Raw genomic sequence first — 23604 nt, 5'->3', positions numbered from 1 at the left:
TACGGAAGCAGTTCGGCTTTCAGCGTGCTTACCCCCTGCGTTCGAGGTTCAGCACAACTCCCAATAGCGCAAACCCGCATTGGCGATATACTAAGCATGCTTACGATATCGACCCTCCCCACCTTTCATGTCTTCCGCCTCCACGCCGGCGAGCGCCACTGAGCTGCTCAACCGGCCGATGATCACAGTCTCGATCATGCTCGCGACGCTGATCCAGACGCTCGACAGCACGATCGCCAACGTGGCGCTGCCGCATATGCAAGGCACGCTGTCCGCGTCGCAGGACGAGATCACGTGGGTGCTGACTTCCTATATCGTCGCCGCCGCGATCGCCACGCCGCTGACTGGCTGGCTGGCGGACCGCCTGAGCGTCAAGCGGCTGCTGCTGATTGCAATCGGCGGCTTCACGGTGGCATCGGCGTTGTGCGGTCTCTCCGAGACGCTGTCGCAGATCGTCGTGTCGCGTTTGCTGCAAGGGATTTTCGGCGCGTCGCTCGTGCCGCTGTCGCAGTCGATCCTGCTCGACATCAACCCGCGCGAAAAGCAGGGCCAGGCGATGGCCGTATGGGGCATGGGCGTGATGGTCGGGCCGATTCTCGGGCCGACGCTCGGTGGCTGGCTCACCGATAGCTACAACTGGCGCTGGGTGTTCTTCATCAACGTGCCGATCGGCGCGTTCGCGCTGTTCGGCGTCGCAACCTTCCTGCCCACGCGCGAGCCCAAGCACGACGTGAAGTTCGACGCGTTCGGCTTCGTCACGCTCGGCCTCGCAATCGGAGCGTTGCAGGCGATGCTCGATCGCGGCGAGCAGCTCGACTGGTTTTCATCGACCGAGATCGTGATCGAGGCGCTCGTCGCGGCGATCAGCTTCGCGTTCTTCCTCGTCCACACGGCGACGGTCGGCGAGCGCTCGTTTTTCAAGTACAAGTTGCTGAAGGACCCGAACTTCGCGACCGGCACGTTTTTCATCTTCGTGATCGGCGCGGTGATGTACGCGACCCGCGCGCTGCTGCCGCCGATGCTGCAGAACCTGATGGGCTATCCGGTCGCGACCACCGGCCTCGTCACCGCGCCGAGCGGCGCCGGCACGATGGTCGCGATGCTCATCGCCGGCCGGCTGCTCAGGCGCGTCGACGCGCGGCTTCTATTGCTCTGCGGCTTCCTGATCTCGGCGTTCGCGCTGTGGCAGATGATGCATTACACGATCGTGCTGTCGGAGTCGAACATCGTGTGGCCCGGCGTGATCCAGGGCTTCGGGCTCGGCCTCGTGTTCGTGCCGCTGTCCGCACTGACGTTCTCGACGCTGTCGCCGGAGCTGCGCGCGGACGGCACCGCGACCTATAGCCTGATGCGCAATATCGGCAGCAGTATCGGCATTTCGATCGTGCAGACGCTGATGACGCGCAACACGCAAATCTCGCACGCGGACCTCGCCGCGAACGTGACTGCGTTCAATCCGGCGCTGCAGTCGATGCTCGACGGCGGCTCGAGCTACGACATCGCGGCACTGAACGCGTCGATCACGCAGCAGGCGGCAATGGTCGCGTATCTGAACGACTTCAAGCTGATGTTCGTGGCGACGCTGCTGGTCATCCCGCTATTGCTGCTGATCCGGCCGTCGCATAAGGCGCCGGATGCGTCGGCCGCGCATGCGGCGATGGATTGAGATCGAGCTCGGCGCTGTCCGCCTCAGCCTTCGATTCGCCCGCGCGTCACGCCGAGCAATGACGACATCGCCGCGTACGCCGCCGCGGTATCGCGCGCGCGGATCGCGTCGTACACCGCCGTGTGCTCGGCGAGCGACGCGTTGAACACATCGGCGCGTTTCGCATTGAGCCGCAACTGTGCCTCGAGCGTGCGCTCGATCAGCGCGCCGAGCGGAATCAGCAATTCGTTGCTGCACGCGGTCAGCACGCACAGATGGAACTGCAGATCCGCACGCACCCATTCATCGACGTTACGCGCCGCCACCATCGCGGCATGGGCGGCCGCAAGCGCGCCCAAGGTGTCATCGGTGCACGCGGTGGCCGCGAGGCCGGCCGCGTAAGGCTCGATCATCTCGCGCATTTCCTGCAGCTTGAGTGCGAACGCCATCGGCTCGGCGACGCGCGAATACCAGTCGAGCAGATCGGCATCGAGCAGATTCCACGCGGACTTGACCCGCACGCGTGTACCCACGCGCGGCCGCGATTCGATCAGTCCTTTCGACGTCAGCGTGCGCAGCGCCTCGCGCAGCACCGTGCGGCTCACACCGAACGTCTCCATCAACTCGGCTTCGCGAGGCAGGATCGACTCCGGCGCATAGTCGCCGCGCAGAATCGCGGTCGCGAGCAGTTGGGTGACTCGCCCATGCAGATCGTGCGGAATGGTTTTCTCCTCGCGGGTGGTGGTCTCGTCGCGCAACGGCGACGAGTATTCCAAATCTCACCACTATGTGACAAATAGTACTATTAATAGTATTTTAGTGCACTTTTGTTGTAGCATGGAACTCCCAAAATTCTTTGCGTGCCGGCAGATCGTCAGGAGACTCACATCATGAAAATCACCAAGCTCGAAACCTTCATCGTCCCGCCGCGCTGGTGCTTCCTCAAGATCGAGACCGACGAAGGCATCGTCGGTTGGGGCGAGCCGGTGGTGGAAGGCCGCGCGCATACGGTCGCCGCCGCCGTCGAGGAACTCTCCGACTATCTGATCGGCAAGGACCCGCTGTTGATCGAGGACCACTGGCAGGTGATGTACCGCGCGGGCTTTTATCGCGGCGGTCCGATCACGATGAGCGCGATCGCCGGCGTCGACCAGGCGCTCTGGGACATCAAGGGCAAGCATCACGGCGTGCCGGTGCATGCGCTGCTCGGCGGCCAGGTGCGCGACAAGATCAAGGTGTACTCGTGGATCGGCGGCGACCGCCCGAGCGATGTCGCGAACAACGCGCGCGCGGTGGTCGAGCGTGGCTTCAAGGCCGTCAAGATGAACGGCTCGGAAGAGCTGCAGATCATCGACACCTTCGACAAGGTGCAAGGCGTGATCAACAACGTCGCGGCGGTCCGCGAGGCGGTCGGGCCGAACATCGGCATCGGCGTGGACTTCCACGGTCGCGTGCACAAGCCGATGGCGAAGGTGCTCGCCAAGGAACTCGATCCGTACAAGCTGCTGTTCATCGAAGAGCCGGTGCTGTCGGAGAATGCAGAGGCGCTGCGCGACATCGTGAACCAGACCAATACCCCGATCGCGCTCGGCGAGCGTCTGTATTCGCGCTGGGACTTCAAGCACATCCTGTCGGGCGGCTACGTCGACATCATCCAGCCGGATGCCTCGCACGCGGGCGGCATCACGGAGTGCCGCAAGATCGCCGCGATGGCCGAAGCCTACGACGTCGCGCTCGCGCTGCATTGTCCGCTCGGCCCGATTGCGCTCGCAACCTGCCTGCAGATCGACGCGGTCAGCTACAACGCGTTCATCCAGGAACAGAGCCTCGGCATCCACTACAACCAGGGCAACGACCTGCTCGATTACATCAAGAATCCGGAAGTCTTCAAATATGAAGACGGCTTCGTGTCGATCCCGCAGGGCCCGGGCCTCGGCATCGAAGTGAACGAAGAGAAGGTGCGCGAGATGGCGAAGGTCGGTCATCGCTGGCGCAATCCGGTGTGGCGTCACACGGACGGCAGCGTCGCCGAATGGTGATTCGTAGGCCATTGCGCCCGCGCGTTCCGGCCACGTGACGCGCGGGCCGCCCGCCCTGCCTCGATCTCCGCCCAGCCTTATCCCGCCCGGCCCTCGCCACGTTTGTTCGGTATCGGACAGACGCATGGTCTGCTCCTTGCTGAAATGCATGCCGACAACGCATGCAGCGGGGACACCATGGGCGAATTCCTTCCTGACTATCTGATCCGCGAACAGGCGGCGGTCGGCGCGCTGGTCGTCTTCGGCGTGCTGCGCATCATCGGCGCGATGGTCGCCTACGAGCGCGGATGGAGTATCGCGGTGGTCGGGAAATGCTCTATCGCGGCGGCAGTGCTGTACTGCCTGCCGCAGGTTTTCGATCTGCTCACGCAGATGGTCGGCACGCACGCGGCCGGCGCCGAACTCGAAGGCAAGGCCGCGGGCTGCGCGATCGCGTTGTTCTGCGCGCCGATTCTCGGTCACCGCCTCGGTCTCGAGTAAGCGCGCTTCGAGCCGGGCCGCGTGATGCGACTGACGCCTGCATTGCCGGAACGGGCGCGCGACGACGCGCCGTTTGCCTGAAGAGTAGTAGCGGGTGCGCTGGCCACAGCCAGGCGACCGTGTGTATTGCGCCGCACGTGCTTCGCAGTGCGGCGCTTTTTTATGCGGCTCGCCGCGCGTTCAACCGAGCGCAGCAAACGCCGGCACGGTGTGCGACAACGCGGCCGCGACGACGAACACACCGATCATCACGAGCGCTTCCAGATAGATCACGTTGACGAAGGTATGCGCATCCATCGTCGACGCGGTACGACGCAGCCGCGGCAGCGCCGAGGTTCGATTCAGCGCGCCGAGCACGAGCGCGAGCGCGACCAGTACGAGCTTCAATGTCAGCACATGGCCCCACGTGCTCCCCTGAATCGCTTCGAACGACCCGCCCGAGCCGCGCACGGCATTGAAGACGCCCGACAGCAACACCAACGCGACCGCGACGAGCGACACGTTCGACACCTGGGTCGCCGTGCGAATCAGCATGCCGCGCGCGGTCGATGCGCCGAGCGCCGGCAGCACCGCGAAGCCCGCGGCCATCGCGACACCGCCCCATACGCTCGTCGCGAGCACGTGCAGCGTCTGCATGCCGATCGCGGCCGACATCACGCCGGCATCCGCAGCATGACCGAGCGACGCCTTGCCCGCCGAGATCGCGAGCACCGCGAGCCACAGCAGCGTGTTACGCAGCATGCCCGTGCCATGGCTCAGCGCGGTGCCGAGCAGCACCAGCGCGCCGCCGAACGCGACGCTCCAACCATAGCCGACATGCGTTTGCGTCAGCACCATCGGCACCATGCCGAAAGCCGCGGGCAACGCGACGCCGCTCATCGACGCCGCCTGATACAACAGCCAGCCGAGATCCGCGAGCACCAGCACGATGGTCGCCGCGAGCATCGAGCGATGTGCGCGCATCCAGCCGGGGCGCGCCGGTGAAGTGCCTTGCAGCCCGTCTTTCGCGAGCCAAGCGCCGAGTAGCGCCGAGCCAACGGCGAAGCCGAACGCGACGTTCATGAGCGCGGCCATTGCGACCTGCCCGATCCACAGTCCGTCGAAGTTCATTTGACGTTGAACGCGAAGTCGCCTTGCGTACGATGGCCATCGGTGGCCACCGCGACCCAGTGCACCGCATAGCGGCCGCTCGACAACTGAGGCAGCGCGAGGCGCATCTCGCGGGCGTCCGCGCTGTCGACCGTCGATGCGGTCGAAGCCGCGGACTTGCCGCTTCCATCGGCGAGTGTGATCTTGCTGAACGCCGGCTCGAGCGGCTCGGTGAAATGAATGGTCACGTCGGCGGGCGCGACGGCCTCGGCGTTCGCGGCCGGCACGCTCGAGATCGGATGCGCATGCGCGAACGCGGTGGATGACATGGCCAGCGCCACCGCGCCGGACATCAACGCTCGCAGCGTCGATGAGGAGAAATCGAATAGCTTCATGTAAGGCCGATAGCGGATGAGAACGAACGGAACAAAGCCGGGCCGACGACGCGCATCGTCTGCACGACGGCCGGCGAAGCCCGGAAGTGTACGCTTCGATGGCGCGCGCGGGGATCGGTTCAACCTTGCTTGATGAGACAAAGCTGTTGATCACGACGCGCGACGCAACTGAAGTCCCAAACTGGCAAACGCGACACACTGTCGCATGGCGGTCACACCTGGAACCGCATCTAATGCGGCAAATAGTCACCATTACCCTTCGATGATAGAATGCTGCGTCGCCGCAGCGACGGCTGTCCTTCACACCGAGCCGCCCGAAGTTCGGTCAGGTCCCCGATTCTGATGGAGTTACGCGTGTCTTCAAGACGCCTCTTCCGCCCGTTGCTTGCCCTTCTGCTGATCGGCTCCGCGGGTGTCTATAGCGCTGCGAAAGCGCAGACCCAACCGAAGGCCCCCGACACGATGGAAGCGCGCGTGCAAGGCTGCACGGCCTGCCACGGCTCGCATGGGCAAGGCACCGACAACGACTACTTCCCGCGTCTCGCGGGCAAACCGGCGGGATATCTGTTCAATCAGTTGCAGAACTTCCGTGAAGGGCGCCGCAAGTACCCGCCGATGAACTACCTCGTCACGTATCTCTCCGACGACTACCTGCATCAGATCGCCACCTTCTTCTCGCAGCAGCGCCCACCGTATCCGACGCCGGCCAAGCCGACGGCCTCCGCCTCCACGCTCGCGCGCGGTGAGCAGATCGTGCTGCATGGTGATGCGAACAAGCAGGTTCCCGCGTGCGCGGCCTGCCACGGCAAGGCACTGACCGGTATGGAACCGGCGATCCCGGGTCTCGTCGGCCTGCACGCCGACTACATCAGCGCGCAGCTCGGCTCATGGCGTTCGGGCACGCGTCGTGCGATCGCACCGGACTGCATGCACACCATCGCCACGCGCCTTAGCGACGAAGACGTGAACGCCGTCGCGGCCTGGCTTGCCACGCAGCAGGCTCCGCAAAACCCCGTGCCGGCTCCGGCCCGCTCCTTGAAGACTCCGCTTGCCTGCGGCAGCGAACCGCAATAAGGCGCCGGGAGAGACATTCAAATGAAACGCAAGTCTTTGTTCGCCCTCTCGGCAGTCGTCGTGGTCGCGGCCGCCGCACTCGTTCCCGTCCTGTGGTCGGGCGGCGACCATCTGCACAGCAGCGGCGCGGCCGTCGCGGCAACGCCCGCGGACCAGGCCGACCTGATCAAGAAGGGCGAGTACCTCGCCCGCGCCGGCGACTGTATCGCCTGCCATACCGTGCGCGGCGGCCAGCCGTTTGCGGGCGGCCTGCCGATGGCCACGCCGTTCGGCACGATGTTCACGCCGAACATCACGCCTGACGACCAGTACGGCATCGGCAAGTGGACCCAGGACGACTTCTATCGCGCGATGCACACCGGCCGCTCGAAAGATGGCAGCCTGCTCTATCCGGGCTTCCCGTTCACGAGCTACACGAAGGTCACGCGCGCCGACTCCGACGCGATCTACGCGTACCTGCGCTCGGTCACGCCGGTCAACGTACCGAGCCGTCCGCACGAACTGAAATTCCCGTTCAACCAGCGCAACATGCTGATCGGCTGGCGCACGCTGTTCTTCCGTGAAGGCGAGTTCAAGCCGGACCCGACCAAGTCGGTCGAATGGAACCGCGGTGCGTATCTGGTCGAAGGCCTCGGCCACTGCGGCATGTGCCATACGTCGATCAACGCGATGGGCGGCCCGGTCAGCTCGGCGGCATTCGCGGGCGGTCTGATTCCGCTGCAGAACTGGTATGCGCCGTCGCTGACGTCGAACAGGGAAGCCGGCCTCGGCGACTGGGACCTGAAGGACATCGCCGATCTGCTGAAGACCGGCGTGTCGAACCGCGGCGCGGTGTTCGGTCCGATGGCCGAAGTGGTTCACAACAGCCTGCAGTATCTGTCGACCGAAGACATCAACGCGATGGCGACGTACCTGAAGACGATTCCGCAGAAGAGCGAAGCGCCGGAACCGCTGCAGCTCGAAACCTCGGAAAAGTTCGGCGGCGAACTGCTGAAGCAAGGTCAGAAGATCTACGCTGACAACTGCGCGAAGTGCCACGAAGACAATGGTCTCGGCCGTCCGCCGGCATTCCCGCCGCTCGCGAACAACCAGTCGATCCAGATGCCGTCGGCGGTCAACCCGATCCGCATGGTGCTGAACGGTGGTTATCCGCCGAGCACGGACGCGAACCCGCATCCGTACGGCATGCCGCCGTTCGCACAGTCTCTGTCGAATCAGGAAGTCGCAGCGGTCGTGACGTACATTCGTATGTCCTGGGGCAACCACGGTACGGCCGTGTCGCCGCAGCAAGTGGCCGAGCTGCGTTCGGCGCCGCTCGACTAAGCAGGGTTTGACGTACCCTGGGCGCGGCCTGCGAGTTTCGCGGCCGCGCCCTTCGTTTTTTCAGGACCGGTATCATGTGGGCCTGTTTGTGTTGGCGGTCGCCTTCGTGGGACCGTGCAGGAGGAAAGAGTCGTGCCTGTCGGTGAGCGTTTGAACAGCATTACCCATCTCGTCGGCGCCGTGCTGTCGGTGGTGGGGCTGGCGGCGCTCGTCACGATGGGCGCGCTCGCCGGCGACGCGTACAAGGTCGTCAGCTTCAGCGTGTATGGTGCGATGCTGTTCATGCTGTATGCGATCTCGACGCTGTATCACAGTGTCAGCCATCCGCGTCTGAAGGCGATTCTGCAGAAATGCGATCATTCGGCGATCTACCTGCTGATCGCCGGCAGCTACACGCCGTTCACGCTCGTCACGTTGCGTGGACCGTGGGGCTGGTCGCTATTCGGCGTGAGCTGGGGGCTCGCTGCCCTCGGCATCGTGCAGGAACTCACGCTCGGGCGACGCACCCGCAGCGTGTCGATGGTGCTATATGTGTTGATGGGATGGCTCGCGCTCGTAGCCGTCCGCCCGCTGGTGCAGGCGTTGCCGGCCGCGGGTACCGCGTGGCTCGTGGCCGGCGGCGTCATCTATAGCGCCGGCATCTATTTCTTCATCAACGACGAGCGCATCCGCCACGGACATGGTATCTGGCACCTGTTCGTACTGGCGGGCAGTCTGTGTCAATTCGTCAGTGTCGCGCGCTATGTCGCGTGACGTTCCACGGCGACGAATTGCAACTTAAGGCCAGTCGACGTGTCTGCATAGCGCGTTGAAACCATTCGGCACATCTGTGAGCGTGCCGCCGATTTCTCCGTGAACGGAACCGGGCTGCGGCCTCGCACACGCCATGCTGGCGTGTCGATGCCGCGCTGGTTTTTCCGCGTTGGGGTCCTATGGACTCAGCGGGGCCGTTCGCGAAACTGCATTGCAAAGAGCTTTTATGTCTTTTGATTCCCTCGGCTTGTCCGAACCGCTGGTCCGCGCTGTCAACGAACTCGGCTACACCAGTCCGACTCCGATCCAGACTCAGGCGATTCCGGCCGTGCTCAACGGCGGCGATCTGCTCGCCGGCGCGCAAACCGGCACCGGCAAGACCGCCGGCTTCACGCTGCCGATCCTGCAGCGCCTGAATTCGATGGCGCCGGCCGCCGGCGGCAAGCGCGTGGTGCGCGCGCTGATCCTCACGCCGACGCGCGAACTCGCCGCGCAGGTCGAAGAAAGCGTGCGTGCTTACGGCAAGTATCTGAAGCTGAAGTCGACCGTGATGTTCGGCGGTGTCGGCATCAATCCGCAGATCGATGCGTTGAAGCGCGGCGTCGATATCGTCGTCGCGACGCCGGGCCGTCTGCTCGACCATATGCAGCAGAAGACCATCGACCTGTCGCATCTCGAGATTCTCGTGCTCGACGAAGCGGACCGCATGCTCGACATGGGCTTCATCCACGACATCAAGCGCGTGCTCGCGAAGCTGCCGCCGAAGCGCCAGAACCTGCTGTTCTCGGCGACCTTTTCCGACGAGATCAAGGCGCTCGCCGACAGCCTGCTCGACTCGCCGGCATTGATCGAAGTCGCGCGCCGCAACACGACGGCCGAAACGGTCGCGCAAAAGATTCACCCGGTCGATCGCGACCGCAAGCGCGAACTGCTCACGCATCTGATCCGTCAGCACAGCTGGTTCCAGGTGCTCGTGTTCACGCGCACCAAGCACGGCGCGAACCGCCTCGCCGAACAGTTGACGAAGGACGGCATCAGCGCGCTCGCAATCCACGGCAACAAGAGCCAATCGGCCCGCACGCGCGCGCTCGCCGAGTTCAAGGACGGCACGCTGCAGGTGCTGGTGGCGACCGACATCGCCGCACGCGGCATCGACATCGATCAGCTGCCGCACGTGGTCAACTTCGATCTGCCGAACGTGCCGGAAGACTACGTGCACCGCATCGGCCGCACCGGTCGCGCGGGCGCGACGGGCGAGGCGGTGTCGCTCGTGTGCGTCGATGAACTGCAGTTGCTGAAGGACATCGAGAAGCTGATCAAGCGTCCGGTCCCGCAGGAAGTGATCGCCGGTTTCGAGCCGGACCCGACCGCGAAGCCGGAGCCGATCCAGCGACGCGGCCAGGGCGGCGGCGGGCGTTCGCCGCGCCAGGGACAAGGCGCCGGGCGCCGTGACGGCGGTGCTGGTGGTGGCGCATCGGCCAAGCCGGCTCAAGGCTCCGGTCAGCGTTCGGGACAGCGTGCGTCGAATGCTCAGCCCGCGCCGCGGCCGCAAGGTGCGAAGCCGGCCGGCAATGGCGGTCAGCCGCGTCGCGATATGCAGCGGCACGACGATCGGCCGCGTGCGGCCGCGCACGATGGCGCTCCCGCGCACCAAGCGCCGCGCAAGCCGCAAGGCAATCGTTCGTCCAACGGCAATCCGGGCGCGTTGCTCGGCGGCGGCGTGAAGCGCAACGATGCGCCGCGCGGCGCGCAACCGTCGCGCAACGGCGACCGCGGCCGTTAAGCGTCGCTCCGCCTAAAGGCTGCCGGCGCATCAGCCGTTTAGCGCTTCCTGCTCGAAGACTAACGGCTGCTCGCGGCGGCAGCCCGCTTCAAATGCTCGACCTGCTGTTCCCATCGCTCGAGCACCGCATTCCCCTCTCCCTGCAATTCGAACGTGATGCCGCCCGTCAGGCGCGCATAACGGACGCTTTGCGCTTCCGCTGTGTCGATCGAGCCGAGCAGATAGACGAGGCCGCTGTCGTCGCCCGCAACCTCGGGCAGCGGCACAACACGCAACTGCACCTGATAGAACGCCGCATCGCAGACGAAGCTCAGCGCCGCGCGCCCGCTTTGCGCAATCGCGCGTGTCGCGCGCGCTTGCGGCCAGAGCGCAATGCACAGCGTGCGCGAGTCGGGTGCATAGAGTTCGCCGACGCTCAGCAGCGATGTGCGCACGTGCCCGTTCGCATCGACGCTCAACAGCGACGCGGTGAAGCCCGCCTTGTCCGCAAGCGACGACCCGTCGAACAATGCGCGCACGTTGGCCGGCCATTCGTCGAACACGTTCTGTTCGAGCGGACGCGCGGAGGTAGATGCGGAGGAGGAATCGCTCATGCCATCGATCCAGTCGAAGTAGTCGGTAAAGCACAATCATGCCTCGAAAAAAGCAAAGCCCGCATCAGCGGGCTTGGCTTTCTGATTCTCCTCGAAGGCTCAGCGAAAGAACACATGCTGCGTGATCTTCGCGAGCGGATAATGCACACCCGGCTGAATGCGCGCCGGCAGATCGAGCGGCTTGAGCAGCATCTTCACGCACATGTCGGCGGACAGATTGCGCCGCACCAGCTTATTGATGCGCGCCGCGCGCTCACGGTTATACGCGGAGTCGTGCACGCGCTCCGGATAGCGAATCGCGAACACGTGGCGCAATGCGATCTCCGAATCTTCGTTCTTGATTTCCATCACGCGACGCATCAACGCGCCGAGCACCGCGAGCCGGCCATTGCCCTCAATCCGGTTGTACTTCTTGAAGTACTTGAAAAAGTGTTTGTAGTGGCGGACTTCGTCGGTGCGGATGTTGTCGGTGATCTGCTTGAGCACCGCCTCGTCCGAGCATTCGTTGATCGCTCGATACAGCGTCGCGGTACCCGTTTCGACGACGCAACGCGCGACCATCTCCAGCGCGCGGGTCTTTTCGAAATCCTCGACCGAGCAAGTCAGCGAATATTCGCCCATGAAATTGCGGAACGCGGTGTGCCAGTCGAACTCGGGCCATACGTACGCGATATAGGTCTGCAGCGCCCGGCCGTGCTGCATTTCCTCGGGCTCCCACTCGTGGTTGAGCCAAGCCGAGACCTCAGGGTCGTCGTTGAAAAATGTACTCAGATTGCTGGTGTAGAGATCGGTGCCGCTTTCGATGAACGAAGCAGCGCACAGCAACAGCAGCAGGTCTTCGTTGGCCGCGGCCTTCTGCCGGTCGATGCGAGTCAGATCGATGTCCTCGATCCGCCAGGGCATGACATGGTTCAGCTCCGTGTGCATTGTGTCTTGCTCCCATGCTGTACCGACCCGTGGAGTTCTTCGCAACCGCCCCCGCGCTCGCCGTGATGTTCTCCGTGCCGGATACAACGCCGTGAATTAGAGTTGGGCCCTTGTACTCTGCATGTTAGCCGGAGATATCCGACCATGCAGTTCACACAGCACAGACCATGCCGCAACGACGCAGTTCCGATTCCAAGATAGTCGAAATCTTGCCGCGTATTAAAACGATGTGCGCAAGGCAAAAAAAAAGCCAGCCCAAAAGGCTGGCTTTTCGGACAGACACCAGGTCCGGCGGGGTTGGGGCACGGGCGCCCCAAGTGGCCGCCCTCTTCCTCAGGCATCAGGCAGGTTGTACCTCGCCCGAGACGGGGCGGTCGCGACGCATGCGCAGCGCAACGATGATCAGCGATACGCCCGAAAGCACCGCCGCAAGCAGCACGTAATAACTCGGCGCGAGTTTGTCGCCGGTCAAATGAATGAAGGTTTCGACGATGGTCGGCGCGAAGCCGCCGAAGATCGTCACGCCGATGCTGTAACCGATTGAAAGGCCAGTCGAGCGCACCCGCGTCGGGAAGATCTCCGACATCAGCGCGGGCATCGGCCCCGAGTACGAAGCCTTGAAAATACCGGCGACGCCTTGCAGCACGAGCAGCCAGCCAATCGTCGGATGGGTCTGCAACCATGCGAACATCGGATAGATCAGCAGGCCCATCAGGATCGACGTGCTCAGCATGATGCGAATTCGGCCGATGCGATCGGACAGCGCGCCCATGATCGGCGAGAAGATGAACTGCATGCCGCCGTTCAGCACGACCACGCCGAACGACGCGGCCGCCGCCATATGCAGTTGCTTGACCGCGTAGAGCGGCATATAGAGCTGCAGCACGTACACCCCGACCGTCGACTGCGCAACGATACCGATCGCGAGCAGCAGGTTGACCCACTGATTCGAGAACGACGCGTCCTTCGAACCGTTCACGGCCTTGGGTTCGCCAGCCGCTTCGCTAGCCGCGCGCTCTTCACGCAATGCGAGGAATTCGGGCGTCTCGTCGAGATGCGAGCGGATGTAGTAGCCGACCGGCCCGACCAGCAGACCGAACACGAACGGCACACGCCAGCCCCAACTGTTCAGATGCTCGGCCGGCAGCCACGCGGTCAGCAGCGAACCGAAGGCTGCCGCGGTGATCGCCGCGAGACCCTGGCTTGCGAACTGCCAGCTCGCGTAGTAGCCGCGCCGCGTCGCGCTGTGTTCGACCATGAACGCGGTCGCGCTGCCGAACTCGCCGCCGACCGCGAAGCCCTGCACGAGCCGCGCGAACAGCACCAGCAGCGGCGCCGCGAGACCGATCGTCGAAAACGGCGGCATCACGGCCATCGTGAAAGTACCGACCATCATCAGCGCGATCGCGAGCGTCAGCGCCGCCTTGCGGCCCTTGCGGTCGCCGTACACGCCGAGCACGATCGCGCCGAGCGGGCGCATCAGGAACGAGATGCCGAAGGTGGCGATCGCGAGCAGCGTCGACAGCCACTCGTCCTGCATCGGGAAGAACTGTTTCGCGATGACCGTCGCGAAGTAGCCATAGACCAGGAAGTCGAACCACTCGAGCGCGTTACCGATCGACGACGAGAAAACGATCCGCCGCACCATTGCTTTCGAAAGCGGCGCGGCGTGAGGAGAAGCGCTTGTCGCATGCGACGCGGGGGTGTGCATGATGGTCTCCTGCTTGCCTGCTGCGTGATTGCTGTGTTGGGCGCGGCTTCGCCTGCATCGGCGAGGCGGCTGGTGGGCGGGCAATAGCGCGGCATATGGAATGCCGCGCTTTCATTGCCTGTTGCCCGGTGTCTGAGCTGAGCTGGGCTCCGGCGTGGACCCCAGCTCCGCGCGTTGCCTCGTCGTGGCCTAGAAGCCGGCCGCGAGACCGTCGCGGCGGCTGTCGCTAGCCGCCACGTAGCCGCGCTCCGGCTCGTTGCGATCGAGCTTCCAGATGAACTGGCCGGAGCCGAAGTCCATGTACGGATCGTCGACCGACTTGATCGTGTGGCCGAGCTTCTGCAAGCCCTCGGTGGTCTTCGGATCGAGCGTCGACTCGATATCGACCGTGAAGTCGCGGTTGACCTTCCAGCGCGGCGCATCGCACGCGGCCTGCGGCTGCTGAGCGTAGTCGAGCATGCGCACCACGGTCTGCAGATGGCCTTGCGGCTGCATGTCACCGCCCATCACGCCGAAGCTCATCACCCCTTCCTGCCGGCCGTTCACCTGCTGCGTGAGGAATGCCGGAATGATCGTGTGAAACGGCCGCTTGCCGCCCTCGACGACGTTCGGCGACTTCGGGTCCATCGAGAAGCCGCAGCCGCGGTTCTGCAGCGCGATGCCGCTGTCGGGCACCACGACACCCGAGCCGAAGCCCATGTAGTTCGACTGGATGAAGCTGACCATCATGCCGCTCTCGTCCGCGGCCGACATGTAGATCGTGCCGCCCGCCTTCGGCATGCCGAAGTCGAAGTGGGTGGCGCGCTTCGGGTCGATCAGCTTCGCGCGCGAGCTCAGATACGCGTCGTCGAGCATCTGCTCGGGCGTGACTTCCATCGAGCGCGGATCGGCGACGTAGCGATACAGATCGGCAAACGCGAGCTTCATCGCTTCGATCTGCAGATGCTGCGACTCGACGCTGTCGACCTTCAGCGACTTCACGTCGAACTTTTCGAGGATGCCGAGCGCAACCAGCGCCGCGATGCCCTGGCCGTTCGGCGGAATCTCGTGCACGGTGTAGCCGCGATAGTCCTTGCCGATCGGCTCGACCCAGTCAGCGCGGTAGTTGCGCAGATCGTCGGCGGTCAGCGCGCCGCCACCTGCGCGCGCGAAAGCGGCGATCCGCTCGGCGATCTCGCCTTCGTAGAACGCACGCGGGCCTTGCTCGGCGATGAGGCGCAGCGTCTTCGCGTGACCGGGGAAGCGCACCAGCTCGCTGACCTCGGGCGCACGGCCGCGCGGCATGAAGGTCTGCGCGAAGCCCGGCTGATCCTTCAGCTCCGGCACCGCGGCCGCCCACTTGTACGCGACGATGCTCGCCACTGCGTGACCGCGCTCGGCGATCTGGATGGCCGGCTCCATCAGGTCGGCGAACGGCAGCTTGCCGAACTTCCGGTGCAGCGCTTCCCAGCCGGCGATCACACCCGGCACCGTGACCGCATCCCAGCCGCGCTTCGGCTGCTGCGCGAGGCCGTTTTCCTCACCGTATTTGCGCCTGAAGTAATCGACGTTCCACGCGGCCGGCGCTACGCCCGACGCGTTCAGACCATGCAGCTTCTTGCCGTCCCACACGAGCGCGAACGCGTCGCCACCCAGGCCGCACGACACCGGCTCGACCACCGTGATCGCGGCGGCGGCCGCGATGGCCGCATCGACGGCATTGCCGCCCTTCCACAGCATGCGCAGCCCGGCCTGCGCGGCGAGCGGGTGCGAGGTCGAAACGATATTGCGTGCGAATACGGGCAGACGTTGCGTCGGATACGGGTTTTGCCAGTTGCTGAAGCCAGTCATGTCGAACACTCTCGAAAGCGCGGGCCGGCACGAAAAAGTCGCCGGACATCAGGGGAAAGGTTGTAAAGCAGGTCAATCGCGAAACCCAGGATTGCATCGCGAAGCGCGCCAAAAAACAAATTCATTTATTAAATGAATAAATGCGGAATGCGCCTGAATGAGGGGGATCGAGCAAATCCGGCGTGCTCGCGGCGAATCCAGCGGACTGCGCCAGTTGGCGGACAAGGGGCGCGATGGTCTTACAATAGCCGCAACCGCGTTCGTCGACGGCCGGCCATCGGCCAGCCCGCTTGATGACGGCGACGGACCGCGCCGACACAACAGCCACGACACTCCACACATGACACGAGACCCCCGCCTGACTCTCAACGCCCGGCAACAGGAATTGCTGGAGTGGGTGCAACGCGACGGCTTCGTGACCGTGGACGACCTCGCGAGCCACTTCGACGTCACCCCGCAGACGATCCGCCGGGACGTCAACTGGCTCGCCGATATGAACCTGCTGCGCCGCTATCACGGCGGCGCCAGTCTGCCGACCAGTTCCGAGAACGTTTCCTACACCGCGCGCCAGCGCATGTTCCATGAAGAGAAGCGACGCATCGCAGCGCTGGTGGTCACTCACATTCCGGATCAGGCATCGCTGTTCATCAATCTCGGCACGACCACCGAGGAAGTGGCACGGGCGCTGAACCGTCACCGCGGCTTGCGCGTGATCACGAACAATCTGAACGTCGCGAGCATGATGAGCGGCTACCCGGACTGCGAAGTGCTAGTGACGGGCGGCATCGTGCGGCCGTGGGACAAGGGCATCGTCGGTGAGCTGGCGATCGATTTCATCCGCCAGTTCAAGGTCGATTTCGCGATCATCGGCACGTCGAGCATCGAAACGGACGGTACGCTGCGCGATTTCGACACGCGCGAAGTGCGTGTCGCCGAGGCGATCATCGAGCACGCGCGCACCGTTTTCCTCGCCGCCGATCACTCCAAGTTTGGCCGTCCCGCGCTAGTTCGCCAGGGACATCTGGAGCAGATCGACGCGCTGTTCACCGACGCCGCCCCGCCCGCCGACATGGCCGAAGCGCTGAACGCCGCGAATTGTCAAATCTACATCGCCGGATAATTCCAGGCGTTCTCCGCCATGCTGCGGTGCACGCAAAACCTCGCGTGAAATCAAGAATTTGGCCGCAGGGCCGGACCGCCTATCGCGCCGCCAATTGTCAAATGGAAAATTAACGGGGACCAGGTTGGCGTTTCATCGGTGCTCGCCTACACTCCAGTTCCCCAGCGTACGTTGCGAGTTTCGCACGGCGTCGGTTGTGTGAATCTGTCGTGTAAGCCGTACCTCCCGCCCTGATCTTCAGCGGACCCCCACCCCGGCCCAAGGCCGACTGCAAGGCTGTCCGCCATTTGCTGACATGGAGAGAACGATGCTGAGTCCGCATGAATTCGCCACGTTGTTGCTCGTCAAGGACGCCCCCAACCAGGTCGAAATGGACCGAGAAGAACTCGACGCGTTGCTCGAACGCCAACTGGTGCAACTCGAACGCCTCGCATCGGGCAACGAAGAATGGCGCGTGACGGAAACCGGCGACACCGCATTGCGGGCCATAAAACGTTATTCCTGAATGATCCCTGCAGTTGACAGCGGGCCGCCTTTGCGGCCCTTTATTGTGCGCGTCTCATTTACGCAGTAAATTCACGCGACGGACTTCTCACCCTCGCGCATGCCAAAGACGCTCTCCGCCGACGACATACAGCAGTTTCGCGAAGCGATGCGACGCGTCGCGGAAAACGCGTTCGCTACCCGCGGCGCGCAAGGCGTGACGATGCGCGAGCTGGCGAAGGAGCTCGGCTGCAGCGCGATGACACCGTATCGCTACTTCCGCGACAAGGAAGAGATTCTGGCGATGGTCCGCGCCGCCGCGTTCAACCGCTTCGCCGCGCGCCTCGAAGCGGCCGCGAAAGCGATCCCCGCGACCGCCCCCGCCATCGATCACAGCGCCGTCAGCCGGGCCTATGTCGACTTCGCGCTCGATGAGCCGCACGCCTACCGTTTGATGTTCGATCAGACGCCGCAACAGCAAGGCGCTTACCCTGAACTGGCCGCGGCGTCGCAGCGCGCGTGGCGTCTGCTGGAAGCGCACTTCGAGCGGCTCGTCGAGGCGGGCGTTCTGGAAGGTGATCCGCGTCTGATCGGCTACGCGTACTGGACGAGCCTGCACGGCTTCACGATGCTCGCGCTCGTGAACCAGTTGCCGCCGCCGGCGGCACAACAGGCCGATTCCGCCGGCGACGGCGCACATGAGCCGTCGCGCGAAGCGGTGTTCGCGCAGATCCTGCGCATGTTGTGGCGCGGAGCGTTGTCGCCGCAAAAGTGAACCGGTGCGCCGGGCAGGAGGCGCGAGAGTCGGGCTCGCCAGTCACCCACTGCCGTTTAGCCGCTCCGCAAGGTCGGATCGACAGTCGCCCGCCAGCCGAGCGCTCTTGCGCGCTGCTCGTTGAAGAACTCGACCCACTGGTTGCGCACCTTCGGATCGCTGCTCGTCCCCTCGCTCGCATGGCGCTGCGCGATCGACGCCTGGAACGCGCAGAAGTCGTCGTTCGACAGCCGACCGCGCCGGTTTGCGACATACGCATCGAAGAACGTCTCATAGACGATCTGCGCGTCGTGACCGTAGTCGACGGTTTGCGGCGTGCACATCTTCTGCAACGCCTCGAACGACGTCGCGCCCCTCGTCCCTTCCAGACTCGGCGTGCTCACGCATCCTGCCAGAAGCGCGGCAGCGCCGATCATCAAAAATCCTCGCATTCATCACCTCGAAATGGCTGCTGCCAAGAGTATCGTCCGCGGTCGCGCGTAACGCCACTCCGGCGCCTTTCGGTCCGCGTTCGTTCAAGTCAAGCGAACTTTACTTTTTCGAATATGTTCATTAGAGTTCGAAAACGAACATGATTCGTTCAATTAGCTTTCCAAACCACGTCCCGATTCGATCCAGAGGGCTCAGCAGGTGACGCAACGCACGAAATACGATTTGCTCGTCGTCGGTGGCGGGATCAACGGCGCCGGCATCGCCCGCGACGCGGCCGGCCGTGGTCTGTCAGTGCTGCTGTGCGAGCAGGACGATCTGGCCGCACACACGTCGTCGGCGAGCACCAAGCTGATCCACGGCGGCCTGCGCTACCTCGAGTACCGCGAGTTCGGGCTCGTGCGCAAAGCGCTGCAGGAGCGCGAAACGTTGCTGCGCGCGGCGCCGCACATCATCTGGCCGCTGCGCTTCGTGATGCCGCACCTGCCTGATCTGCGCCCCGCCTGGCTGATCCGCGCGGGTCTGTTCCTGTACGACCATCTGGCTAAACGCGAACTGCTGCCGGGCTCGCGCGGCATCGTGATGAGCCGGCATCCGGCCGGCGCGCCGCTCGTCGAAACGATCGAGCGCGGTTTCGTTTATTCGGACGGCTGGGTCAACGACGCCCGCCTCGTCGTGCTGAACGCGCTCGACGCGCACGAGCGCGGCGCGACGATCCTCACGCGCACGAAGCTGATCGCCGCCGTGCGCGCCGGCGGCGAGTGGCGCGCGCAACTGCAACGCGCGGACGGCGCGACGCTCGACGTGCGCGCCGCCGCGATCGCGAACGCGGCGGGCCCGTGGGTCGGCGAGCTGCTGAAGGGGCCGCTCGGCCGGCCGTCGTCCCATAGCGTGCGGCTCGTCAAGGGCAGCCACATCGTCACGCGGCGCCTGTTCGAACACGACCACGCGTACATCTTCCAGAACCCGGACAAGCGGATCATCTTCGCGATTCCGTATGAGCACGACTACACGCTGATCGGCACGACCGACCTCGAATATCGCGGCGACCCGTCGCAAGTCGCGATCGACGCCAACGAAACGCAGTACCTGTGCGATTCGATCAACCGCTACTTCAGGCAGAAGATCTCGCCCGCCGACGTGCGCTGGAGCTATTCGGGCGTACGCCCGCTGCTGGAGGACGAGAACGCGGACAATCCGTCGGCGGTCACGCGCGACTACTCGCTCGAACTCGACGCGCCCGCGAACGAGGCGCCGCTGCTGTCGGTATTCGGCGGCAAGATCACGACCTTTCGCAAGCTGGCCGAGCAGGCCGTCGATACGCTCACCGATGCGCTGCGCCGCGGCGCACCCGCGTGGACCGCCGACGCGCCGCTGCCGGGCGGCGACATCGCGCAGGCGAACTTCAATCGCTTCCTTGGCGAGTTCTCGCGCGAACATGCGTGGCTGCCGGCATCGCTCGCGCATCGGCTCGCGCGCGCGTATGGCACGCGCGCGAATCGCGTGATCGGCTCGGCGCGCTCGCGCGCCGAACTCGGTCGTGAGTTCGCGCCGGGACTGCACGAAGCCGAGCTGATTTATCTGCGCGATACGGAGTGGGCGCGTACCGCGCAGGACGTGCTGTGGCGGCGCTCGAAGCTCGGCCTGCATGTCGAGCCGGGCACGCTCGAGCAGGTCACGCGCGACATCGACGCGTGGTTCGCGCACGAACCGGCCCCGCAGAGCGCTTAGGCGACGCGGCAGACGCCACCCCGCGAGCAGAGCCGGCCACCCACCGCTGCTTCGGCTGGACGACGCCGGCACGCGCCCTCACACTATGGCGGCCCGCTCACAACAACACGCCGCCCGCATCGCCGGCCAAACGATCCGGCGATCCGTAACATGCATGGAGAAGAGACAATGCAGGATCAGTACGTCCTCGCGCTTGACCAAGGCACAACGAGCTCGCGCGCGATGCTGTTCGACCGGCGCGGCAACGTCGTGTCGACCGCGCAAAAGGAATTCCAGCAGATCTACCCGCAGCCGGGCTGGGTCGAGCACAATCCGCAGGAAATCTGGTCGAGCCAGGCCGGCGTCGCCGCCGAGGCGGTCACGCGAGCCGGCATGAACGGCCCGTCGATCGCGGCGATCGGCATCACGAACCAGCGCGAAACCACGATCGTGTGGGATCGCGAAACCGGCCATCCGATCTACAACGCGATCGTCTGGCAGGACCGCCGCACCGCCGACTTCTGCGACGAACTGAAAGCGCAAGGTCTCGAAGCGAGCGTGCGCGCGAAGACCGGTCTGCCGATCGACTCGTACTTCTCGGCGACCAAAATCCGCTGGATTCTCGACAACGTCGAAGGCGCGCGCGAAAAATCGCGACAGGGCCGGCTCGCGTTCGGCACCGTCGACAGCTGGCTCATGTGGAATTTCACGAAGGGCGCGTTGCACATCACCGACGTAACCAACGCGTCGCGCACGATGCTGTTCAACATCCACACGCTGAAGTGGGACGACGAACTGCTCGCCGCGCTCGATATTCCGCGCAGCATGCTGCCGGAAGTGCGGCCGTCGTCGGAGGTGTACGGACCGACGGTGACCACCGTGTTCGCCTCGAAGATTCCCCTCGCGGGCATCGCCGGCGATCAGCACGCTGCATTGTTCGGCCAGATGTGCACCGAGTCCGGCATGGTCAAGAACACCTACGGCACCGGCTGCTTCCTCGTGATGAACACAGGCACCAAACCGATCGAATCGAAGAACAATCTGGTGACGACGATCGCCTGGCAGATCGGCGATCGTATCGACTACGCGCTCGAAGGCAGCATCTTCATCGCCGGCGCGGTGGTGCAGTGGCTGCGCGACGGCCTCGGCATCATCAAGAACGCGGCCGAAATCGAAACGCTCGCGCGCAGCGTGCGGCATTGCGACGGCGTGTATCTGGTGCCGGCGTTCGCCGGCCTCGGCGCGCCGCACTGGAACGCACGCGCCCGCGGCACGCTGTTCGGCGTCACGCGCGGCACGACCTCCGCGCATATCGCGCGTGCGGCGCTCGATTCGATCGCGTATCAATCGCTCGACGTGCTGAAGGCGATGGAAGCCGACTCGGGCATTCGCATCGGCGAGCTGCGCGTGGATGGCGGCGCCTGCGCGAACAATCTGCTGATGCAGTTCCAGGCCGACATCCTCGGCGTCGACACGGTGCGCCCCCAGGTGTCGGAGACGACCGCGCTCGGCGCGGCCTATCTGGCCGGTCTCGCGGTCGGCTACTGGAAGGACATCGACGAGTTGAAAAGCCAGTGGAAGCTCGAGCATCGCTTCACGCCAGCGCTGCCGCACGCGGAGGTCAGGACCTGCCTCGATGGCTGGCAGCGCGCGATCCGCGCGGCGAAGGCCTGGGCCGATACACCATAAGGCCATAAGTCTGCGGGCGGCAGAACATCGAAAGAACGTGGTCAGAAAGCACGTATGATGACGCTTTTCACCCCGACGAGCGGGCTTGCAACCCGCCGCCCGCGCGCGTTGCGCTTATCGTTTTTCAGGCATGATCGACCACCTCATCTGTGACTGCGACGGCGTGCTCGTCGACAGTGAAGTCATCGCCGATCGCGTGATGTTCGACACGCTGACGGCCACCTTCCCCGGCATCGATTTCGCCCCTGTCATCAAAACCGCGTTCGGCCAGCAAACTTCGCGCTTTCTCGCCGGCCTCGAAAAGCAGTTCGACATCACGCTGCCCGCGAACTTCCTCGATACGATCGAGCACAACGTCGAGCTCGCGCTTGCCGCGTCGCTCGGTCCGATCCACGGTGTGCGCGACGCGCTCCAACGCGTCACACTGCCGGCCGCCGTCGTGTCGAACAGCCGCATGACGCGCGTCAGCGCATCGGTGCGGCGTGCGGGTCTGCAGCAGATTTTCGGCGAGCGCGTGTTCAGCGCCGAGCAGGTCGCGCGGCCGAAACCCTATCCCGATGTCTATCTGTTCGCGGCCACCTCGCTCGGCGTCGAACCGGCGCGCTGCCTCGTCGTCGAGGACAGCGTCTCGGGCCTGAACGCGGCCCGCGCGGCCGGCATGAAGACGATCGCCTTCGTCGGCGCGAGCCATATTCCGGACGGCTATGCGGATGCGCTGCGCGCGATGGGCATCACGCGAATCATCAAGCACATGGATGAACTGCCGGCGCTGATCGACGCGGGCGTGCGCGGTGAGTTCGGCGACGTGCAGTCGTAGCGGCTTCGCGCAACGCCGATAAAAAAGCCGGTTCTTCGTGCGAAGAACCGGCTTTTTGCGTGATGGCACCGCGTACCGCTCGACGGATGATGGCCCGTCAAGCCTCGGCCAACGCACCCTCGCGCACCTGCGCGAGCGTCTCGCGAAACTCGACCAGCTCGGCGATCGTCAGCATCGGCAGATCGTGTTGCGCGGCAAAGCGCTCGACGTCCGCGCCGCGCGTCATCGTGCCATCGGCGTTCATCAGTTCGCACAGCACGCCGGCCGGCTTTAGGCCCGCGAGGATCGCGAGATCGACGGTGCCTTCGGTGTGGCCGCGCCGCGCCAGCACGCCGCCGGGCATCGCGCGCAGCGGGAACACGTGGCCCGGGCGCACGATGTCGGCGGGCTTGGCCGTATCGGCGATCGCCGCGCGGATCGTGGTCACGCGATCCTGCGCGGACACGCCGGTGCTGACGCCTTCACGCGCTTCGATCGACACCGTGAACGCGGTGCCGTGACGGCTTTCGTTGTTGACGGCCATCGGCGGCAGTTCGAGCGCGCGGATCTTGTCGTCGGGCAGGCACAGACACACGATGCCGCTGCATTCACGGATCAGCAGCGCCATCGTTTCGACCGACAGGCGCTCGGCCGCGACGATCAGATCGGCTTCGTTCTCGCGGTCGTGGTCGTCCTGCAGCACCACGGCGCGACCGTCGCGCAGCGCCTGCAAGGCGGCGGCGATACGCGGCGGAACGGCTTCGGTGGCAAGCAGAGGGAGATCGGCGAAGGCATCGTCTGCGATCGTCGACGGAGCGGGAAAAGTAGCAAAGGACATGTTGAAACGCTCATCGCAAAAGTTGGGCGAGAAACGTTTCAGGGCATTGCAAACAGACTGACACGCTGCCGCCTGGCACGCCGCACGAAAGCGGACGATGATCGGCCGCCCAGGCTACGGGC

22 protein-coding genes are annotated in these 23604 nt (G+C 64.6%); 13 read left to right on the top strand and 9 right to left on the bottom strand.

Annotated features, from left to right (window positions below; translation table 11 throughout):
* The first annotated feature begins 127 nt into the window (after positions 1 to 127).
* Positions 128 to 1666: a DHA2 family efflux MFS transporter permease subunit gene (locus VSR82_RS27390; RefSeq protein WP_410848584.1), complete on the top strand. Its 1539-nt coding sequence runs from the start codon at positions 128 to 130 to the stop codon at positions 1664 to 1666.
* A 23-nt stretch (positions 1667 to 1689) separates the two neighbouring features.
* Here VSR82_RS27390 and VSR82_RS27385 read toward each other — a convergent pair whose 3' ends face one another.
* Positions 1690 to 2403, bottom strand: coding sequence for a FadR/GntR family transcriptional regulator (locus VSR82_RS27385; RefSeq protein ID WP_368584071.1), 714 nt, complete (start codon positions 2401 to 2403; stop codon positions 1690 to 1692).
* A 132-nt stretch (positions 2404 to 2535) separates the two neighbouring features.
* Between VSR82_RS27385 and dgoD the strand changes: the two genes are divergently transcribed.
* On the top strand, positions 2536 to 3684 hold the full coding sequence (dgoD, locus tag VSR82_RS27380; protein ID WP_176121784.1) for a galactonate dehydratase: 1149 nt from the start codon (positions 2536 to 2538) through the stop codon (positions 3682 to 3684).
* 177 nt (positions 3685 to 3861) lie between these two features.
* Positions 3862 to 4164: a hypothetical protein gene (locus VSR82_RS27375; RefSeq protein ID WP_498858244.1), complete on the top strand. Its 303-nt coding sequence runs from the start codon at positions 3862 to 3864 to the stop codon at positions 4162 to 4164.
* 180 nt (positions 4165 to 4344) lie between these two features.
* Here the strand turns inward: VSR82_RS27375 and VSR82_RS27370 are convergent, their stop codons facing one another.
* Together VSR82_RS27370 and copC are read right to left on the bottom strand one after the other, a co-directional pair.
* Positions 4345 to 5274, bottom strand: a complete 930-nt coding sequence (locus tag VSR82_RS27370) for a CopD family protein (protein WP_368583992.1) — start codon at positions 5272 to 5274, stop codon at positions 4345 to 4347.
* Positions 5271 to 5648, bottom strand: coding sequence for a copper homeostasis periplasmic binding protein CopC (gene copC, locus VSR82_RS27365; RefSeq protein WP_368583993.1), 378 nt, complete (start codon positions 5646 to 5648; stop codon positions 5271 to 5273). The genes VSR82_RS27370 and copC overlap by 4 nt, the downstream gene beginning before the upstream one ends.
* Positions 5649 to 5990: 342 nt before the next feature.
* Here copC and VSR82_RS27360 point away from each other — a divergent pair, with 342 nt between their 5' ends.
* The 4 genes from VSR82_RS27360 (at position 5991) to VSR82_RS27345 (ending at position 10581) form a co-directional block, all read left to right on the top strand.
* On the top strand, positions 5991 to 6722 hold the full coding sequence (locus VSR82_RS27360) for a c-type cytochrome (RefSeq protein ID WP_176380868.1): 732 nt from the start codon (positions 5991 to 5993) through the stop codon (positions 6720 to 6722).
* 21 nt (positions 6723 to 6743) lie between these two features.
* Entirely contained in the window at positions 6744 to 8045 is a 1302-nt protein-coding gene (locus VSR82_RS27355; protein ID WP_368583994.1) for a c-type cytochrome, read from the top strand.
* 132 nt (positions 8046 to 8177) lie between these two features.
* Positions 8178 to 8798, top strand: a complete 621-nt coding sequence (trhA, locus tag VSR82_RS27350) for a PAQR family membrane homeostasis protein TrhA (protein WP_429457968.1) — start codon at positions 8178 to 8180, stop codon at positions 8796 to 8798.
* Between the two features lie 226 nt (positions 8799 to 9024).
* Complete coding sequence (locus tag VSR82_RS27345; protein WP_410848586.1) at positions 9025 to 10581, top strand: DEAD/DEAH box helicase; 1557 nt, start codon at positions 9025 to 9027, stop codon at positions 10579 to 10581.
* Between the two features lie 59 nt (positions 10582 to 10640).
* On the opposite strand, the gene VSR82_RS27340 is transcribed toward VSR82_RS27345, so the two are convergent.
* The 4 genes from VSR82_RS27340 to ggt form a co-directional block, all read right to left on the bottom strand.
* Positions 10641 to 11174 (bottom strand): hypothetical protein, encoded by a 534-nt coding sequence (locus VSR82_RS27340; protein WP_429457965.1) that lies wholly within the window; start codon positions 11172 to 11174, stop codon positions 10641 to 10643.
* A gap of 99 nt (positions 11175 to 11273) precedes the next feature.
* Positions 11274 to 12101: a ferritin-like domain-containing protein gene (locus tag VSR82_RS27335; protein ID WP_368583997.1), complete on the bottom strand. Its 828-nt coding sequence runs from the start codon at positions 12099 to 12101 to the stop codon at positions 11274 to 11276.
* A gap of 340 nt (positions 12102 to 12441) precedes the next feature.
* Positions 12442 to 13812: an MFS transporter gene (locus tag VSR82_RS27330; RefSeq protein WP_429457963.1), complete on the bottom strand. Its 1371-nt coding sequence runs from the start codon at positions 13810 to 13812 to the stop codon at positions 12442 to 12444.
* Between the two features lie 189 nt (positions 13813 to 14001).
* Positions 14002 to 15642 carry a gamma-glutamyltransferase gene (ggt, locus tag VSR82_RS27325; protein WP_429457960.1) on the bottom strand — a complete coding sequence of 547 codons (1641 nt, stop codon included), beginning with the start codon at positions 15640 to 15642 and terminating at the stop codon, positions 14002 to 14004.
* Positions 15643 to 15982: 340 nt separating this feature from the next.
* On the opposite strand from ggt, the gene VSR82_RS27320 reads away from it, so the two are divergent.
* The 3 genes from VSR82_RS27320 to VSR82_RS27310 all read left to right on the top strand — a co-directional run bounded on the left by VSR82_RS27320 (position 15983) and on the right by VSR82_RS27310 (position 18020).
* On the top strand, positions 15983 to 16762 hold the full coding sequence (locus VSR82_RS27320; RefSeq protein ID WP_498858243.1) for a DeoR/GlpR family DNA-binding transcription regulator: 780 nt from the start codon (positions 15983 to 15985) through the stop codon (positions 16760 to 16762).
* Positions 16763 to 17069: 307 nt separating this feature from the next.
* Complete coding sequence (locus VSR82_RS27315; RefSeq protein WP_013090475.1) at positions 17070 to 17267, top strand: hypothetical protein; 198 nt, start codon at positions 17070 to 17072, stop codon at positions 17265 to 17267.
* A 99-nt stretch (positions 17268 to 17366) separates the two neighbouring features.
* On the top strand, positions 17367 to 18020 hold the full coding sequence (locus tag VSR82_RS27310; RefSeq protein ID WP_368584001.1) for a TetR/AcrR family transcriptional regulator: 654 nt from the start codon (positions 17367 to 17369) through the stop codon (positions 18018 to 18020).
* A 56-nt stretch (positions 18021 to 18076) separates the two neighbouring features.
* On the opposite strand, the gene VSR82_RS27305 is transcribed toward VSR82_RS27310, so the two are convergent.
* Positions 18077 to 18436 carry a hypothetical protein gene (locus VSR82_RS27305; protein WP_368584002.1) on the bottom strand — a complete coding sequence of 120 codons (360 nt, stop codon included), beginning with the start codon at positions 18434 to 18436 and terminating at the stop codon, positions 18077 to 18079.
* Between the two features lie 214 nt (positions 18437 to 18650).
* On the opposite strand from VSR82_RS27305, the gene glpD reads away from it, so the two are divergent.
* The 3 genes from glpD (at position 18651) to VSR82_RS27290 (ending at position 22665) form a co-directional block, all read left to right on the top strand.
* Positions 18651 to 20180 carry a glycerol-3-phosphate dehydrogenase gene (gene glpD / locus VSR82_RS27300; RefSeq protein ID WP_429457956.1) on the top strand — a complete coding sequence of 510 codons (1530 nt, stop codon included), beginning with the start codon at positions 18651 to 18653 and terminating at the stop codon, positions 20178 to 20180.
* Between the two features lie 168 nt (positions 20181 to 20348).
* A complete protein-coding gene (glpK, locus tag VSR82_RS27295) occupies positions 20349 to 21848 on the top strand; it encodes a glycerol kinase GlpK (RefSeq protein WP_410848590.1) in 1500 nt (499 codons plus the stop codon).
* Between the two features lie 130 nt (positions 21849 to 21978).
* Positions 21979 to 22665 (top strand): HAD family hydrolase, encoded by a 687-nt coding sequence (locus VSR82_RS27290; RefSeq protein ID WP_176105100.1) that lies wholly within the window; start codon positions 21979 to 21981, stop codon positions 22663 to 22665.
* A gap of 97 nt (positions 22666 to 22762) precedes the next feature.
* Here the strand turns inward: VSR82_RS27290 and ribB are convergent, their stop codons facing one another.
* Entirely contained in the window at positions 22763 to 23482 is a 720-nt protein-coding gene (gene ribB, locus VSR82_RS27285; RefSeq protein WP_429457953.1) for a 3,4-dihydroxy-2-butanone-4-phosphate synthase, read from the bottom strand.
* Between the last annotated feature and the right edge of the window lie 122 nt (positions 23483 to 23604).

It is taken from the genome of Burkholderia sp. JPY481 (genome assembly GCF_038900515.1).
Taxonomy (GTDB): Bacteria; Pseudomonadota; Gammaproteobacteria; order Burkholderiales; family Burkholderiaceae; genus Paraburkholderia; species Paraburkholderia youngii.
This window is presented reverse-complemented; position numbering and strand designations above follow the sequence as displayed.

What these genes read in the sequence shown, in the direction of transcription:
- VSR82_RS27390 (WP_410848584.1), top strand. Translation starts at nt 128, where the DNA reads ATGTCTTCCGCCTCCACGCCGGCGAGCGCCACTGAGCTGCTCAACCGG.
- dgoD (WP_176121784.1), top strand. Translation starts at nt 2,536, where the DNA reads ATGAAAATCACCAAGCTCGAAACCTTCATCGTCCCGCCGCGCTGGTGC.
- VSR82_RS27375 (WP_498858244.1), top strand. Translation starts at nt 3,862, where the DNA reads ATGGGCGAATTCCTTCCTGACTATCTGATCCGCGAACAGGCGGCGGTC.
- VSR82_RS27370 (WP_368583992.1), bottom strand. Translation starts at nt 5,274, where the DNA reads ATGAACTTCGACGGACTGTGGATCGGGCAGGTCGCAATGGCCGCGCTC.
- copC (WP_368583993.1), bottom strand. Translation starts at nt 5,648, where the DNA reads ATGAAGCTATTCGATTTCTCCTCATCGACGCTGCGAGCGTTGATGTCC.
- VSR82_RS27360 (WP_176380868.1), top strand. Translation starts at nt 5,991, where the DNA reads ATGGAGTTACGCGTGTCTTCAAGACGCCTCTTCCGCCCGTTGCTTGCC.
- VSR82_RS27355 (WP_368583994.1), top strand. Translation starts at nt 6,744, where the DNA reads ATGAAACGCAAGTCTTTGTTCGCCCTCTCGGCAGTCGTCGTGGTCGCG.
- VSR82_RS27345 (WP_410848586.1), top strand. Translation starts at nt 9,025, where the DNA reads ATGTCTTTTGATTCCCTCGGCTTGTCCGAACCGCTGGTCCGCGCTGTC.
- VSR82_RS27340 (WP_429457965.1), bottom strand. Translation starts at nt 11,174, where the DNA reads ATGAGCGATTCCTCCTCCGCATCTACCTCCGCGCGTCCGCTCGAACAG.
- VSR82_RS27335 (WP_368583997.1), bottom strand. Translation starts at nt 12,101, where the DNA reads ATGCACACGGAGCTGAACCATGTCATGCCCTGGCGGATCGAGGACATC.
- VSR82_RS27330 (WP_429457963.1), bottom strand. Translation starts at nt 13,812, where the DNA reads ATGCACACCCCCGCGTCGCATGCGACAAGCGCTTCTCCTCACGCCGCG.
- ggt (WP_429457960.1), bottom strand. Translation starts at nt 15,642, where the DNA reads ATGACTGGCTTCAGCAACTGGCAAAACCCGTATCCGACGCAACGTCTG.
- VSR82_RS27320 (WP_498858243.1), top strand. Translation starts at nt 15,983, where the DNA reads ATGACACGAGACCCCCGCCTGACTCTCAACGCCCGGCAACAGGAATTG.
- VSR82_RS27315 (WP_013090475.1), top strand. Translation starts at nt 17,070, where the DNA reads ATGCTGAGTCCGCATGAATTCGCCACGTTGTTGCTCGTCAAGGACGCC.
- VSR82_RS27310 (WP_368584001.1), top strand. Translation starts at nt 17,367, where the DNA reads ATGCCAAAGACGCTCTCCGCCGACGACATACAGCAGTTTCGCGAAGCG.
- VSR82_RS27305 (WP_368584002.1), bottom strand. Translation starts at nt 18,436, where the DNA reads ATGATCGGCGCTGCCGCGCTTCTGGCAGGATGCGTGAGCACGCCGAGT.
- glpK (WP_410848590.1), top strand. Translation starts at nt 20,349, where the DNA reads ATGCAGGATCAGTACGTCCTCGCGCTTGACCAAGGCACAACGAGCTCG.
- VSR82_RS27290 (WP_176105100.1), top strand. Translation starts at nt 21,979, where the DNA reads ATGATCGACCACCTCATCTGTGACTGCGACGGCGTGCTCGTCGACAGT.
- ribB (WP_429457953.1), bottom strand. Translation starts at nt 23,482, where the DNA reads ATGTCCTTTGCTACTTTTCCCGCTCCGTCGACGATCGCAGACGATGCC.